This window comes from Arthrobacter nitrophenolicus (assembly GCF_045833485.1).
Classification (GTDB): Bacteria; Actinomycetota; Actinomycetes; order Actinomycetales; family Micrococcaceae; genus Arthrobacter; species Arthrobacter nitrophenolicus.
In genome coordinates, this window is record NZ_CP174504.1 from 2,978,226 (window position 1) to 2,992,138 (window position 13,913).

15 protein-coding genes are annotated in these 13,913 nt (G+C 65.2%); 10 read left to right on the forward strand and 5 right to left on the reverse strand.

Annotated features, from left to right (window positions below; translation table 11 throughout):
• The first annotated feature begins 1 nt into the window (after position 1).
• The 10 genes from ACJJV6_RS13840 to ACJJV6_RS13885 all read left to right on the forward strand — a co-directional run bounded on the left by ACJJV6_RS13840 (position 2) and on the right by ACJJV6_RS13885 (position 9,274).
• A complete protein-coding gene (locus tag ACJJV6_RS13840) occupies positions 2 to 904 on the forward strand; it encodes a bifunctional methylenetetrahydrofolate dehydrogenase/methenyltetrahydrofolate cyclohydrolase (RefSeq protein WP_407709231.1) in 903 nt (300 codons plus the stop codon).
• Positions 905 to 1,034: 130 nt separating this feature from the next.
• On the forward strand, positions 1,035 to 2,012 hold the full coding sequence (locus ACJJV6_RS13845) for an ABC transporter ATP-binding protein (RefSeq protein WP_407709232.1): 978 nt from the start codon (positions 1,035 to 1,037) through the stop codon (positions 2,010 to 2,012).
• The gene (locus ACJJV6_RS13850; RefSeq protein ID WP_009358017.1) at positions 2,005 to 2,865 is read left to right on the forward strand and encodes an ABC transporter permease; all 861 of its coding nucleotides are present in this window, start codon (positions 2,005 to 2,007) and stop codon (positions 2,863 to 2,865) included. Before ACJJV6_RS13845 ends, ACJJV6_RS13850 begins: the two co-directional genes overlap by 8 nt.
• On the forward strand, positions 2,862 to 3,704 hold the full coding sequence (locus tag ACJJV6_RS13855; RefSeq protein WP_009358018.1) for an ABC transporter permease: 843 nt from the start codon (positions 2,862 to 2,864) through the stop codon (positions 3,702 to 3,704). The genes ACJJV6_RS13850 and ACJJV6_RS13855 overlap by 4 nt, the downstream gene beginning before the upstream one ends.
• 83 nt (positions 3,705 to 3,787) lie before the next feature.
• Positions 3,788 to 4,339, forward strand: a complete 552-nt coding sequence (locus ACJJV6_RS13860) for a hypothetical protein (RefSeq protein WP_009358019.1) — start codon at positions 3,788 to 3,790, stop codon at positions 4,337 to 4,339.
• 10 nt (positions 4,340 to 4,349) lie between these two features.
• Positions 4,350 to 5,183: an exodeoxyribonuclease III gene (locus tag ACJJV6_RS13865; protein ID WP_354175429.1), complete on the forward strand. Its 834-nt coding sequence runs from the start codon at positions 4,350 to 4,352 to the stop codon at positions 5,181 to 5,183.
• Between the two features lie 34 nt (positions 5,184 to 5,217).
• Positions 5,218 to 6,261: a tryptophan--tRNA ligase gene (gene trpS, locus ACJJV6_RS13870; protein WP_009358021.1), complete on the forward strand. Its 1,044-nt coding sequence runs from the start codon at positions 5,218 to 5,220 to the stop codon at positions 6,259 to 6,261.
• Positions 6,262 to 6,265: 4 nt separating this feature from the next.
• Positions 6,266 to 6,862, forward strand: a complete 597-nt coding sequence (locus tag ACJJV6_RS13875; protein WP_009358022.1) for a 2'-5' RNA ligase family protein — start codon at positions 6,266 to 6,268, stop codon at positions 6,860 to 6,862.
• A gap of 88 nt (positions 6,863 to 6,950) precedes the next feature.
• Positions 6,951 to 7,874 carry a YihY/virulence factor BrkB family protein gene (locus ACJJV6_RS13880; protein ID WP_354175431.1) on the forward strand — a complete coding sequence of 308 codons (924 nt, stop codon included), beginning with the start codon at positions 6,951 to 6,953 and terminating at the stop codon, positions 7,872 to 7,874.
• Between the two features lie 140 nt (positions 7,875 to 8,014).
• On the forward strand, positions 8,015 to 9,274 hold the full coding sequence (locus ACJJV6_RS13885) for an ABC transporter substrate-binding protein (RefSeq protein WP_407710505.1): 1,260 nt from the start codon (positions 8,015 to 8,017) through the stop codon (positions 9,272 to 9,274).
• A gap of 27 nt (positions 9,275 to 9,301) precedes the next feature.
• Here the strand turns inward: ACJJV6_RS13885 and ACJJV6_RS13890 are convergent, their stop codons facing one another.
• The 5 genes from ACJJV6_RS13890 to sdhC all read right to left on the reverse strand — a co-directional run bounded on the left by ACJJV6_RS13890 (position 9,302) and on the right by sdhC (position 13,709).
• Positions 9,302 to 10,078 (reverse strand): S9 family peptidase, encoded by a 777-nt coding sequence (locus ACJJV6_RS13890; protein WP_009358024.1) that lies wholly within the window; start codon positions 10,076 to 10,078, stop codon positions 9,302 to 9,304.
• Positions 10,079 to 10,171: 93 nt separating this feature from the next.
• Positions 10,172 to 10,954: a succinate dehydrogenase iron-sulfur subunit gene (locus ACJJV6_RS13895; protein WP_133351107.1), complete on the reverse strand. Its 783-nt coding sequence runs from the start codon at positions 10,952 to 10,954 to the stop codon at positions 10,172 to 10,174.
• A 1-nt stretch (position 10,955) separates the two neighbouring features.
• Complete coding sequence (gene sdhA / locus ACJJV6_RS13900; RefSeq protein ID WP_133351105.1) at positions 10,956 to 12,755, reverse strand: succinate dehydrogenase flavoprotein subunit; 1,800 nt, start codon at positions 12,753 to 12,755, stop codon at positions 10,956 to 10,958.
• Between the two features lie 108 nt (positions 12,756 to 12,863).
• A complete protein-coding gene (locus ACJJV6_RS13905; RefSeq protein ID WP_009358025.1) occupies positions 12,864 to 13,325 on the reverse strand; it encodes a succinate dehydrogenase hydrophobic membrane anchor subunit in 462 nt (153 codons plus the stop codon).
• Positions 13,326 to 13,328: 3 nt separating this feature from the next.
• On the reverse strand, positions 13,329 to 13,709 hold the full coding sequence (gene sdhC / locus ACJJV6_RS13910; protein ID WP_009358026.1) for a succinate dehydrogenase, cytochrome b556 subunit: 381 nt from the start codon (positions 13,707 to 13,709) through the stop codon (positions 13,329 to 13,331).
• Between the last annotated feature and the right edge of the window lie 204 nt (positions 13,710 to 13,913).

The following is a 13,913-nucleotide window of genomic DNA, read 5'->3' on the forward strand; positions in this document are numbered from 1 at the left end:
CATGCCTGAAACCACAACTGCACAGATCCTCGACGGCAAGGCTACCGCCGCTGCCATCAAGGCCGAGCTGACCGAACGCGTGGCCGCACTCAAGGCCAAGGGCGTCGTTCCCGGCATCGCTACTGTGCTGGTGGGTGCGGACCCGGCTTCGCAGCTGTACGTCTCCATGAAGCACAAGCAGTCTGTGCAGATCGGGATGAATTCGATCCAGCGCGAGCTTCCGGCAGATGCAACCCAGGCGCAGGTGGAGGCCCTCATTGATGAACTCAATGCGGATCCCGCCTGCCACGGGTACATCGTGCAGCTGCCCCTGCCCAAGCATTTGGACACCGATGCCATCCTGGAACGCATCGACCCCGCCAAGGACGCGGACGGCCTGCACCCCACCAACCTTGGCCGCCTGGTGCTCAACGTCAACAGCGAGATCACCTCGCCGCTGCCCTGCACGCCCCGCGGCGTGATCGAGCTGCTGGAGCGCAACGGCTACAGCCTTGCGGGCAAGCACGTGGTGGTGGTGGGGCGCGGCGTCACGATCGGCCGGTCCATCGGGCTGCTGCTCACGCGCCGGGACGTCAACGCCACGGTCACCCTGACGCACACCGGCACCACCAACCTCTCGGAGCTGCTCCGGCAGGCGGACGTGATCGTGGGCGCCGCAGGCGTGAAGCACATCGTCAAAGCCTCGGACGTCAAGCCGGGCGCGGCCCTGCTGGACGTCGGGGTCACCCGGGAAACCGATCCCGAAACGGGCAAGAGCAAGGTCTACGGCGACGTTGATCCGGCCGCTGCCGAGGTGGCGGGCTGGATCTCGCCGAACCCCGGCGGGGTGGGTCCCATGACCGTGGCGCTGCTGATGACCAACGTGGTGGAAGCTGCGGAACGCCAGGCAGGCATTGCCCGCTAGTCTTCCGCTTCCCCAACCGCCGACGGCGGCACGCCACCTTTCCGCGAAAGGCGCCGTGCCGCCGTCGGGCGTTTAAACGGAACTGCAAGTCCCCTTCCACATCCCCGGGCCCTCCACTAGTCTGCGGAGGGTGCACAACGAAGCCATCCTGCCTGCCGGAACGCGTGCCGGCAGCCCGCCGCCGCGCGGCACGGTCATCGCGGCCGAAAACCTGACCAAAAGGTACGGCGACGTGGTGGCGGTGGACGGCATCTCGTTCACCGTGCCGGCAGGCGAGTCCTTCGGCCTGCTGGGCCCCAACGGTGCGGGCAAGTCCACCACCATGAAGATAATCGGCGGGGTCACCGGGCGCACCTCCGGCAGCCTCAGCATCATGGGCCTGGACCCGGATTCCTCCGGGCCCGAAGTGCGGGCGCATCTGGGGGTGGTGCCGCAGCAGGACAACCTTGACGAGGAACTGCGCGTCCGGGACAACCTCATCGTGTATGGGCGCTACTTTGGCCTGCCAATGAGCTACCTGCGCCCCAAGGCCGACGAACTGCTGGAGTTTGCGCAGCTGACGGACAAGGCAAAGTCCAAGGTGGACGCCCTCTCCGGCGGCATGAAACGGCGCCTGACCATCGCCCGTTCGCTCATCAACGAACCACACATCCTCCTGCTGGACGAACCCACCACAGGCCTGGACCCGCAGGCCCGGCACGTCCTGTGGGACCGGCTGTTCCGGCTCAAGGAACAGGGCGTCACGCTGATCCTCACCACGCACTACATGGATGAGGCGGAGCAGCTCTGCGACCGGCTCATCGTGGTGGACAAGGGACGCATCATGGCGGAAGGTTCCCCGGCCAGGCTCATCCGGGAACATTCCACCCGCGAGGTGGTGGAACTGCGGTTTGGATCGGAACGGAACGCCACTATCGGCGCGGAGCTGGACGGCATCGGGGAACGGCTGGAGGTGCTGCCGGACCGGGTGCTGATCTACGCGGACGACGGCGAGGGCGCGCTTGAGCAGGTAGCGTCCCGCGGCCTGCGGCCGCTGACCTCGCTGGTCCGCAGGTCATCACTGGAGGACGTCTTCCTTCGGCTGACAGGCAGGAGCCTCGTTGACTGAGCAGGGGCTGCCGGGCCTGCCAAGCCCTCCCGCGTTGCGGGCGCACGGCCCTGCAGTCGCCGCCGCGAAAGCCCGCTGCTGGGGTGCCTTCTACTTCGCCGAGCAAGTGCTCCGGGTCATGAAGAACTACGGCTGGTCCATCCTGATGTACAGCGTCGGCCAGCCGGTGGCCTACCTTTTCGCCATGGGGGTAGGGCTTGCCACGCTGGTGGACGGGCAGGGCGCCGCCGCTTTCGGGGGAGTCAGCTACCTGACCTTCATCGCGCCGGCACTGCTGGTGTCCGCCGCGGTGATGACGGCCGCCAACGAGTTCACCTTCCCGGTGATGGCCGGGTTCAAGTGGCGCCGGACCTACTTTGGCCCGCATGCGTCCCCGCTGACGCCGGCCCAGATCGCGGCGGGCCACATCATGGCCGTGACGCTCCGACTGCTCCTGCAGTCCGCTGTCTACTTCGCCGCCGTCGCGCTGTTTGGCGCCGCCCCGTCCGGCGGCGCATGGGCAGGCATTCTGGTGGCAACACTCGCCGGGCTGGCCTTCGGGCTGCCGCTGATGGCCTATTCCGCGTCCATCACGGAGGACAAGGGCCAGTTCGCACTGGTGATGCGGCTGATCGTGATGCCGCTGTTCCTGTTCTCCGGCACCTTCTTTCCGCTGGACACACTTCCGCTGGCCGTCCGCTGGATCGGCTGGATCTCACCCATCTGGCACGGCACCGAACTCGGGCGCGTGGCCAGTTACGGCTACCAGGAACCGCCGCTGCTGACACTGGTGCACGTCGCGGTCCTGGCCGCACTCGCCGTGGCGGGCTGGGTGCTGACCCGGCGCCGGTTCGCGGCAAGGCTGGGCCAATGAGCCGGACGGTGCCTCCGGCGGCGGGGCGCAGCGCCACCGAGGAAGCCCTCGACAGGCCTTTCGGCAGGCTCTATTCACGCAACGCCAGAGCCGTGATCTCGCGCGGGCTGATGGCCACCCGGAGCAGCAACTGGCTGGTGATGCTGTCCGGGTTCTTCGAGCCGGTCCTGTTCCTGGTGTCGATGGGTGTGGGCCTGGGGGCCATCGTGGGGACGGTGGAGGGCCCGGGCGGCGGCGAGATCAGCTATGCGGCCTACATCGCTCCGGCCCTGCTCGCCGTCTCGGCCATGAACGGGGCGGTGTACGACTCCACGTGGAACGTCTTCTTCAAGATGCACTTCGCCAAGCTGTACCAGGGCATGCTGTACACCTCGCTGGGACCGCTGGATGTTGCCCTGGGCGAGATCTTCCTGGCGCTGCTGAGGGGGATGCTCTACGCCACCGGCTTCACCGCCGTCATGGGGGTGATGGGGCTGATCACCTCGCCCTGGGCGCTCCTGATGGTCCCGGCCTCCGTGCTCATCGCGTTTGGATTCGCCAGCATGGGGATGGGCATCACCAGCTTCCTGAAGACCTTCCAGCAGATGGACTGGATCAACTTCATCCTGCTCCCCATGTTCCTGTTCAGCGCCACGTTCTACCCGCTCAGCGTCTACCCGGAGCCCATCCAGTGGTTTATCCAGGCCATGCCGCTCTGGCACGGGGTGGAACTGCTGCGCCAGATCAGCGTGGGGACCTTCACGGCCGCAACGCCGCTGCACGTTGGCTACTACCTGGCGATGACCGCCGTCGGCATGCTGCTGACCACCCTGCGCCTGCGGCAGCTGTTCCTCAAATAGGGGCCGGCCGCAGGGAGGGGCGGGCTGTTCGCCGGAGGTGGAAGCGGGCGGAAGCATACCCGGGGGTTTGAGAGAATAGCTTCATGCAATCTCTGGGCAGCTCCAAGTCATCCGCAAAACCCGCCAGGGGCGGCTTCTCCATGTTCCGCATCAGCGGTCCCGGGCTGATGGTCCTGGTGACGGCCTTCGTTGTGGCCGTCATCTTCGCAGCCAACCAGAACGACGTGGTGGGCTGGGTTGTTGCCGTGATCGCCCTCTTCTGGCTGCTGCTGGCCTGCTTCGTGGTGTTCAGCATCCAGAAGGCCGCCAAGAAGGCCGGAGCCAAGTTGACCGAAGCCCAGAATGCCTTCACCGGCCGCGGCGCCTACGCCCCGGCCGACCAGGGCGGAACGCGTGTTGTTGCCGAGCGCAGCGAAGCGGACGAGGTCCGCGACCTGAAACTGGACCACTCGTTTAAGATCGTGCAGGTGCAGGTGCGCGTGGTGAACGATGAACGCGCCAAGGGAGCTGCTGCCAACCAGGACACCATCATGCGCGCCTTGGAAACCATCGAGATTACCGCCACCAACGCACGTGACATGATCAAGTCCTCGGGGGGCAGCGGGGACCCGGTCACCGGCACCATCATCGACTAGAGTGGAGCGGGTGAGCTCGGCATTGAAGAAGGACCACCTTCGCATCGCATCCGTAAACGTGAACGGCCTCCGGGCTGCCTACAAGAACGGTATGGCGGCGTGGCTGGAGCCGCGCGAGGTGGACATTCTTTGCCTCCAGGAGGTCCGCGCCCCGGACGCCATCGTGCGGCAGCTGCTGGGCGATGGCTGGCACATCCTGCATGCCGAGGCGGAAGCCAAGGGCCGGGCAGGGGTGGCCATCGCCTCACGCGAAGAGCCCCTGGCCACCCGGAACGGCATCGGTGACGACTACTTCGCGACCGCCGGGCGCTGGGTGGAAGCCGATTTCCGGCTGACCGACGCTGCCGGTGAGCGCGTGCAACTGACCGTTGCCAGCGCCTACGTGCACTCGGGCGAGGCGGGCACGCCCAAGCAGGACGACAAGTACCGCTTCCTTGACGCCATGTGCACCCGCCTGCCGGAACTGACCAAGCACAGCGACCATGCCTTGGTGGTGGGGGACCTGAACGTGGCCCACACGCCTTTGGACATCCGGAACTGGAAGGGCAATCTCAAGAAGGCCGGCTTCCTCCCGGAGGAACGCGCCTACTTTGACCGGTTCTTCGGCGAGGACATCGGCTGGCACGACGTCCACCGCACCATGGCTGGCGAGATGGACGGGCCCTACACCTGGTGGTCCTGGCGCGGCAAGGCGTTTGACAACGACGCAGGCTGGCGCATCGACTACCACATGGCGACGCCCGCGCTGGCAGCCTCGGCGGTCTCCGCCGTCGTGGACCGCGCTGCCTCCTATGACACCCGCTTCTCCGACCACGCACCCCTTGTAGTGGACTACCAGCTCTAAACCCGCAGCTCCCAGCCCCGAAAGTTTCCTCCCCATGACTAGCCAGACTTCCCCGGCCGCCAAGAAGCGCATCCTCTCCGGTGCCAAGCCCACTGCGGACTCGCTGCACCTCGGCAACTACATCGGTGCCGTCCGCAACTGGGTGGACATGCAGGCGGAGTACGACGCCGTCTTTTTCATCCCCGACCTGCACGCCATCACGGTCGACTTCGATCCCACGGACCTGGCCAGGCGCACCCGGATTGTTGCCGCGCAGTACATCGCTGCCGGCATCGACCCGGACAAGAGCATCTTCTTCGTCCAGTCCCACGTGCCGGAGCACGCGCAGCTGGCTTGGGCCCTGAACTGCATCACGGGTTTTGGTGAGGCCTCCCGGATGACGCAGTTCAAGGACAAGACCCAGAAGTCCGGTGCGGACGCCGCCACGCTGGGGCTGTTCGCGTACCCCACCCTGATGGCAGCGGACATCCTGCTCTACCAGACGGACCTGGTCCCGGTGGGGGAGGACCAGCGCCAGCACCTGGAGCTGACCCGCAACCTGGCCCAGCGCTTCAACACACGGTTCGGGGCAACGTTCACCGTTCCGGAGGCGACGATCGTCAAGGAAAGTGCAAAGATCTACGATCTCCAGAACCCCAGTGCCAAGATGTCCAAGACCGGCGAGTCGCCCAACGGGGCCATTCAGCTGCTGGAGGACCCCAAGATCGCGGCCAAGCGCATCAAGTCCGCAGTGACGGACGCCGGCACCGAGATCAGGTTCGACCGCGAGGAGAAACCCGGCGTTTCCAACCTGCTGACCATCTACTCCTCGCTCACCGGCAAATCCATCGCCGAACTGGAGGCGGAGTACCAAGGCAAGATGTACGGCCATCTGAAAGTTGACCTCGCCGACGTGGTGGTCGAGTTCGTCACCCCGCTGCGCGACCGCACCAACGAGCTGATGTCCGACCCGGCAGAGCTGGACCGGCTGCTGGCCCTCGGCGCCGAACGCGCCCGTGAAATTGCCTCGGTCACCCTTGGCCAGGTGTATGAGCGCATGGGCTTCCTGCCCTCCCTGAGCCTCGCGGGAGTCCGCTAGCGCCATGGCATCCAGCGTAGGCGTCATCCTGGGGTTCCCTCCTGACATTGCGGAGGAGCTGCAGCGCTGGCGGGCGTCCTTCGGTGACCCGCTGGCGGACGTTGTGCCTGCCCACATTACGCTGGTGACCACCACGCCCACGCACGACTGGGACGCCACGTGTGAGCATGTCCGCGAGGTGGCGCGCCGGCAGAGCCCGTTCATGGTGACGATCGCCGGCACCGGGACGTTCCGTCCCGTTTCCCCGGTGGTCTTCATCAACGTGGAGGAAGGGTTCGAGGACTGCGTTGAGCTGCACGAGAAACTCCAGCAGGGCCCGCTCCAGCGGGAGCTGCCTTTCGCCTACCACCCTCACGTCACCATCGCCCACGACGTCGCCCCGGAAAGCCTTGATGAGGCCGAAACGGCGCTGAAAAACTACAGGGCCACCTTTCCCGTGGTTAGCATGGGTCTGTACGAGCACGATGCAGACGGCATTTGGCAGCTACGGGAAGAGCTGGACTTTGGGACCGAAACTGACAACCACGCCGGCACCAGATTCGCGGAAGCCGCCGCGGAAGCAGCACCCAAAGCAGGCGGAGCAGCAGCCTCTTCCCACTGAACGTGCCCAGCTGAAGCTTGCCGTCATCCAGAAACGGATTGACTGGGGTAAGGCCCGCAGGTCCGGCGGCGGCCCGATCTCCGCGCTGATGGCCATGTTCCAGTGGATCCTGGCCCGGCTCAACGCTTTCCGGCCGATGCGCGCCTTCCGGCACTACACCCTCCAGCGCGGCCCGCTGATGAGCGCCGGCATCGGCTTCAACATGTTCTTCTCCATCACAGGCCTCCTCACCACCGGCTTCTCCGTCGCCGGCCTGGTCCTGCGCGGCCAGCCGGCCCTGCTGGACACCATCATCAGCAGTGTGGCATCGAGCGCACCCGGGCTCCTGAAGCTCAACGGCGGCGCCGGGCTGGTGGACCCGCAGGACCTGTTGAATCCGGACGGGCTGGGCTGGACAGCCGTCATTGGCTCGCTGGTCACCGTGGTCACCTCGCTGCGCTGGATTTCCGGGATCCGGGAGGGGCTCCGCGGGGTCCTTCAGCTGCCCCCGCTCACGGTCAACCCCGTCCTCCTGAAGCTTCGCGATGCCGGAACGCTGCTGCTCCTGGGTGTTGCCCTGGTGATCAGCGCCGGGGCGTCGCTGGTGTTCGGAGCAGCTGCCGGATGGGTCTCGGACTTCCTGCGGCTTGATGACGCGCTGGCGGGTCCGCTGGCCACCTCCGTCAAGATCACCGTTCCCCTGGTCCTGGGCTGGGCCACCGCCTTCATCATGTACAAGTTCGCTGCGAGCCTTAAACTGTCCCGCCGGGCACTGCTGGAGGGCACCGTCCTGGCGGCCCTCGGCACCGGCCTGCTTCAGATCTTCAGCACCGAACTGCTCGCCGGCGCCAGCCGCAACCCCATCCTTGCGCCGTTCGCCATCATCATCGGCCTCCTGATCTGGTTCAACCTGGTGAGCCAGGTGTACCTGATCTCAGCGGGCTGGGCTGCCATCCGGGAGGCGGACCAGCACCTGAATGCGGCGCCCGGCAAGAAGATCCTGGGCGCCCGCAGGGCGACCCCGAAAACCTGACGCAGCTTTTACTCCGGCAACGCCATAACCCTTGACCACGGCCGGAGGGGCTTGATACGTTTCACGAAACCGCTTTCTCACGAGGAAGAAGCTTGCCCAATGACGCGTACCTGCCCCGTACCCTCCTCAAGTCAGTCGCAATGCTTTCCGCGGCAGGCATGCTGGCCCTGACTGCCGGCTGCTCCAGCCCCTCGTCCAGCGGCGGTGGAGATGGTCCCGTCGAAATCCGTTTCTCATGGTGGGGCAACGCCGCCCGGGCAGAGATAACCAATAAGGCCATAGCAGAGTTTGAGGCGGCGCACCCCGATATCAAGGTGAAGCCGGAGTACGGGGACATCAGCGGCTACTTTGACAAGCTGGCAACCCAGGTGGCGGCCAATGACGCCCCGGACGTGATCACCATGGGCGGCGCCTACCCGGCGGAATACGCCAACCGCGGGGCCCTGCTGGATCTTTCAGAGGTCAGTTCTTCATTGGACCTGTCCGGGATGGACCAGGGAGCGCTGGAAAACGGCCAGGTCCAAGGCAAGCAATATGGTGTTTCCACCGGCGCAAACGCGCTTGCAATCGTCGCGAACCCGGCGGTTTTCGAAGCCGCTGGTGTGCCCCTGCCGGACGACAGCAGCTGGAGTTGGCAGGACTTCGCCAGGATCGCCGCAGACATCACGGCAGGAAGTCCCAAGGGAACCTACGGTACAGCTACGGTCATGACCCATGATTCCCTCGACGCTTTCGCCCGCCAGAACGGTGAATCGCTGTACACGCAGGACGGCCAACTCGGCCTCAGTCAGGACACGGTCCGGAAATACTTTGACTACTCACTGGAACTGAGTGAATCGGGGGCTGCCCCGAACGCCTCTGAAACCGTGGAGAAGCTCAGCGTCAGCACCGAGCAGACCCTGATGGGTACCGGGCAGGCCGGCATGATGCTCACCTGGAGCAACTCGCTGACCGCCCTCAGCAAAGCTTCCGGGGCCGAACTGAAACTGCTCAGGCTTCCCGGCGAGACGCCCACGCCGGGAATCTGGCTCCAGTCCTCGCAGTTCTACACCATCTCGGCACGCAGCAAGCACACCGAAGCTGCGGCAAAGCTGGTGAGCTTCCTCGTGAACAATGAGTCGGCTGCCAAAATCATCCAAAGCGACCGCGGCGTCCCGAGCAACTCCGACATGCGGACCGCGGTCCAGGACCTGCTCACGCCGCAGGGGAAGGCGGAGGCAGCCTACATCGACCAGATCGGCACGATGGACTTCGCCCCCACCTTCATTGGCCCCACGGGTTCCACGGCCGTCTCCGAGATTACTGCCCGGATCAACACCGACGTCCTGTTCAAGCGGCTGACGCCGGAGCAGGCGGCCGCCCAGTGGATGAGTGAAAGCAAGGCTGCGATCGGCCGGTGACCCTGCCGGCGGGCCATGGCGTAAGCGCTAGGAGATGTTCCCGGCGTCGAGGTACTGGTCCGCCCACGCAGCGATAATCCGTGCTGCGCGTGCCGCCTGTCCCTTTCCCGTCAGCAGATGGTCACTGCCCTCGAGCGAGACAAAATTGCGCGGGTGGCGGGCCGTCTGGAAGATGGTGCTGGCATTCTCGATTCCCACGGTGTTGTCCGTGGGGGAGTGGAGCACCATCAGCGGCTTGTGCAGCTGCCGGATGCAGTCGGTGAGGTCGGCCCTCTCCAGGTCCTCCACGAAGTGCTTGCGGATCTCCACCCGCTTGCCGCCGAGGTCCACCTCGGCGCTGCCCTCACTCAGGATCTTGTCCAGCGCAGCGTCAAAGACATGGGCCACGTGCTTGGGCGAGAAGGGGGCGCCTACGGTTGCGACGGCGTCGAGCTCCGGAATTTCCCGGGCCGCGGCGAGCACTGCGGCGCCGCCGAAGGAGTGGCCCACCAGCAGGGAAATCGCCTTTCCCTCGCTCCGCATGAACTCGGCAGCCTTGACCGTGTCCGCCACCTTGTGGCTGAACGAACCCGCGGACCACTCCCCGGCGGAACCGCCAAGGCCCAGGTTGTCGAAGCGCAGCATGCCTACACCGCTGTCCGCCAGGGCCTTGCACATCCGGGAGGCCGACGGTGCGTCCTTGCCCAGGGTGAAGCCATGCGAGAAGACGCCCCAGCCCTTGACGGGGCCATCGGGCACATCGATGATGCCGGAGAGGATCTCTCCCGTGGAGCCGGCGAACGAGACTTTTTCCGTGCGGGACACCGCGTCCCCTTTCTGTCGTTGATACGACGACGGCGCCGCTCACCGTACGTTTCCGTACAAGGTGGGCGACGCCGTCGTCCGCTTGATCCCTGGTCAGATCTTGCGGGAAAGAATTGCCTGCTTGACCTCGGCGATCGCCTGGGTCACCTGGATGCCACGGGGGCACGCCTCCGAGCAGTTGAAGGTGGTGCGGCAGCGCCACACGCCTTCCTTGTCGTTGAGGATCTCCAGGCGCATGTCACCGGCATCATCGCGCGAATCGAAAATGAAGCGGTGTGCGTTGACGATGGCCGCGGGGCCGAAGTACTGGCCGTCAGTCCAGAACACCGGGCAGGAGGACGTGCACGCGGCGCACAGGATGCACTTGGTGGTGTCATCGAACCGCTCGCGGTCCTCGGCGGACTGCAGGCGCTCCCGGGTGGGCTCGTGGCCCTTGTTGATGAGGAACGGCATGACCTCGCGGTAGGACTGGAAGAACGGCTCCATGTCCACGATGAGGTCCTTCTCCACCGGCAGGCCCTTGATGGGTTCCACGGTGATGGGCTTGGACGTGTCCAGGTCCTTCAGCAGGGTCTTGCAGGCCAGGCGGTTGCGGCCGTTGATGCGCATGGCGTCGGAGCCGCACACGCCGTGGGCGCAGGAGCGGCGGAATGACAGGCTGCCGTCCATCTCCCACTTGACCTTGTGCAGGGCATCCAGCACGCGGTCCGTGCCGTACATGGTGAGGTGGAAGTCGTCCCAGGTTGCCTCTTCGGAGACCTCCGGGTTGTACCGGCGGACGCGCATGTGCACATCGAACGTGGGGATTTCGCCGCCACCGCCGACGCCGGCAGGCAGTTCAATCTTTGAGGCTGGCTCAGCGATTTCAGCGGTCATCTTAGTACTTCCTCACCATCGGCTCGTAGCGGGTAAAGACAACCGGCTTGGTGGCGAGGCGGATGCCGGCAATTGACTCTGCCGATCCGTCAGCCGGCGCGTGGTCGTCCTTGTACGCCATGGAGTGCTTCATAAATTTCTCGTCGTCGCGGTCCGGGAAGTCCTCGCGGAAGTGTCCGCCGCGGGATTCCTCGCGGTGCAGGGCGGCCACGGTCATGACCTTCGCCAGTTCCAGCAGGAAGCCCAGCTCTACGGCTTCCAGCAGGTCCAGGTTGAAGCGCTTGCCCTTGTCCTGGACGTTGATGCGCTTGTACCGCTCCTCGAAGGAGGCGATGTCGCGCAGGACCTGGTTCAGCGTGTCTGCCGTACGGAACACCTGCATGTTCGCGTCCATGGTGTCCTGCAGCTCCTTGCGGATCTGGGCCACCTTCTCATCACCGTTGCCGTTGCGGGCAATGTCCAGCAGTTCGGTGGTGTACGCCACCGGGTTCTCCGGAAGCTCAACGAACTGGGCGGTCTTGGCGTATTCGGCGGCGGCGATGCCGGCCCGCTTGCCGAACACGTTAATGTCCAGCAGCGAGTTGGTGCCCAGGCGGTTGGAGCCGTGCACGGACACGCAGGCCACCTCACCGGCGGCGAACAGGCCGGGGACCACGGTGTCGTTGTCCTGCAGGACTTCGGTCTCGATGTTCGTCGGAATGCCGCCCATGGCGTAGTGCGCCGTGGGGAACACCGGAACGGGCTCGGTGTAGGGCTCGACGCCAAGGTAGGTGCGGGCGAACTCCGTGATATCCGGAAGCTTCGCGTCGATGTGGGCCGGCTCCAGGTGGGTCAGGTCCAGGAGAACGTAGTCCTTGTTCGGGCCACAGCCGCGGCCTTCACGGACTTCGTTGGCCATGGACCGGGCCACGATGTCACGGGGCGCCAGGTCCTTGATGGTGGGGGCGTAGCGCTCCATGAAGCGCTCACCCTCGGAGTTACGCAGGATGGCACCTTCACCGCGGGCAGCCTCGGAGAGGAGGATGCCCAGGCCGGCCAGGCCGGTCGGGTGGAACTGGAAGAACTCCATGTCCTCCAGCGGAATGCCGCGGCGGAAGGCGATGCCCATGCCGTCACCGGTGAGGGTGTGGGCGTTCGAGGTGGTCTTGAAGACCTTGCCGGCGCCGCCGGAGGCGAACACCACGGACTTGGCCTGGAAGACGTGCAGTTCACCCGAGGCGAGGTCGTAGGAGACGACGCCCGCCACGCGCTTCTGCTTGTACGGGGTGCCGTCCTCGCGGACCGCGTCCTCTTCGACCGTCAGGAGGTCCAGGACGTAGTACTCGTTGTAGAACTCCACGTTGTGCTTGACGCAGTTTTGGTACAGCGTCTGCAGGATCATGTGGCCGGTGCGGTCCGCGGCGTAGCAGGCGCGGCGGACAGGCGCCTTGCCGTGGTCGCGGGTGTGGCCGCCGAAGCGGCGCTGGTCGATCCGGCCTTCGGGCGTGCGGTTGAACGGCAGGCCCATCTTTTCCAGGTCAAGCACGGCGTCGATGGCTTCCTTGGCCATGACCTCGGCGGCGTCCTGGTCAACCAGGTAGTCGCCGCCCTTGACGGTGTCGAACGTGTGCCATTCCCAGTTGTCTTCCTCGACATTGGCAAGGGCTGCACACATGCCACCCTGGGCCGCACCAGTGTGCGAGCGGGTGGGGTAGAGCTTGGTCAGTACTGCTGTGCGCGCACGCTGACCTGATTCGATCGCGGCGCGCATGCCAGCGCCACCGGCACCGACGATGACGACGTCGTACTTATGGACCTGCATACCAGATGCTCTTTCTCTCAAAATTCGCTATGGAACAACGGGGCGGCGTTGCCTGCTCCGCAAAACAGGGCCCGCGGAAAAGCCCGCGGGCCCGGGGTGGTGCCGGTGCTAGGCAGGGCAGAAGCCGCCCGGCAGGGGAACGCCGTCCACGACGGGGCACGGATCGAAGGTGAAGATCACCAGGGTGCCCAGGACGATGATGACCACGGTGGCGGAGTACAGGACCGTCTTCAGCCAGCGGCGGGTGGTGTCCTTCTCTGCGTAGTCATTGATGATGGTGCGCACGCCATTGGTGCCGTGCAGCATGGCCAGCCACAGCATGGCCAGGTCCCAGAACTGCCAGAACGGATCCGCCCACTTGCCGGCCACGAAGCCGAAGTCGATGGCCTTGATGCCTTCGCCCACCAGGAGGTTCACGAAAAGGTGCCCGAAAATGAGGACCACCAGCACCACGCCGGAGAGGCGCATGAACAGCCAGGCGATCATTTCGAAGTTGCCGCGGCTGCCGCCGTTGCGGCGGTACTGGGGGGCGATCCGCCCGCTGCGGGGGCTCTCGATGGTTGCAGACATGGCTTAGTGGCTCCCGAGGGCGAGGGACAGGTGGCGGATGGAGAAGGCGACCATGGTCACGACCCACAGGCCCAGGACTGCCCACAGCATCTGCCGCTGGTACTTGGCGCCCTTCTTCCAGAAGTCGACCGCGATAATCCGCAGGCCGTTAAAAGCGTGGAACACGATGGCAGCGACAAGGCCGGTTTCGCCCAGGGCCATCAAGGGGTTCTTGTATGCACCGATCACGGCGGTGTAAGCCTCGGGAGACACACGCACCAAGGAGGTGTCCAAAACGTGGACCAACAAGAAGAAAAAGATCACTACACCGGTAATACGGTGTCCTACCCAGGACCACATGCCTTCACGGCCGCGGTACAAGGTGCCAGCTGGTTTTGTCGGCACTGATAAACCTCCCTGCAACACAGCGGCGCTGGCATGAGATCCACGCGGGGGGAACGCCTGCTGCGAGAGCACTCGTAGCTCAGGCCTAAATCTAGGCTCAGCTAACAGCTTATTCAATTTAGGAACGCCTTGGTGCCCTGTAGTGGCGCGGATTTCCGAAATTATGAGACAAACACCACACTGCCCGACCCCTTGTTGGCCACA

Excerpts from the sequence above, each read along its gene's own strand:
- ACJJV6_RS13840 (WP_407709231.1), top strand. The coding sequence starts at position 2 with ATGCCTGAAACCACAACTGCACAGATCCTCGACGGCAAGGCTACCGCC.
- ACJJV6_RS13855 (WP_009358018.1), top strand. The coding sequence starts at position 2,862 with ATGAGCCGGACGGTGCCTCCGGCGGCGGGGCGCAGCGCCACCGAGGAA.
- ACJJV6_RS13860 (WP_009358019.1), top strand. The coding sequence starts at position 3,788 with ATGCAATCTCTGGGCAGCTCCAAGTCATCCGCAAAACCCGCCAGGGGC.
- trpS (WP_009358021.1), top strand. The coding sequence starts at position 5,218 with ATGACTAGCCAGACTTCCCCGGCCGCCAAGAAGCGCATCCTCTCCGGT.
- ACJJV6_RS13875 (WP_009358022.1), top strand. The coding sequence starts at position 6,266 with ATGGCATCCAGCGTAGGCGTCATCCTGGGGTTCCCTCCTGACATTGCG.
- ACJJV6_RS13880 (WP_354175431.1), top strand. The coding sequence starts at position 6,951 with ATGGCCATGTTCCAGTGGATCCTGGCCCGGCTCAACGCTTTCCGGCCG.
- ACJJV6_RS13885 (WP_407710505.1), top strand. The coding sequence starts at position 8,015 with ATGCTTTCCGCGGCAGGCATGCTGGCCCTGACTGCCGGCTGCTCCAGC.
- ACJJV6_RS13895 (WP_133351107.1), bottom strand. The coding sequence starts at position 10,954 with ATGACCGCTGAAATCGCTGAGCCAGCCTCAAAGATTGAACTGCCTGCC.
- sdhA (WP_133351105.1), bottom strand. The coding sequence starts at position 12,755 with ATGCAGGTCCATAAGTACGACGTCGTCATCGTCGGTGCCGGTGGCGCT.
- ACJJV6_RS13905 (WP_009358025.1), bottom strand. The coding sequence starts at position 13,325 with ATGTCTGCAACCATCGAGAGCCCCCGCAGCGGGCGGATCGCCCCCCAG.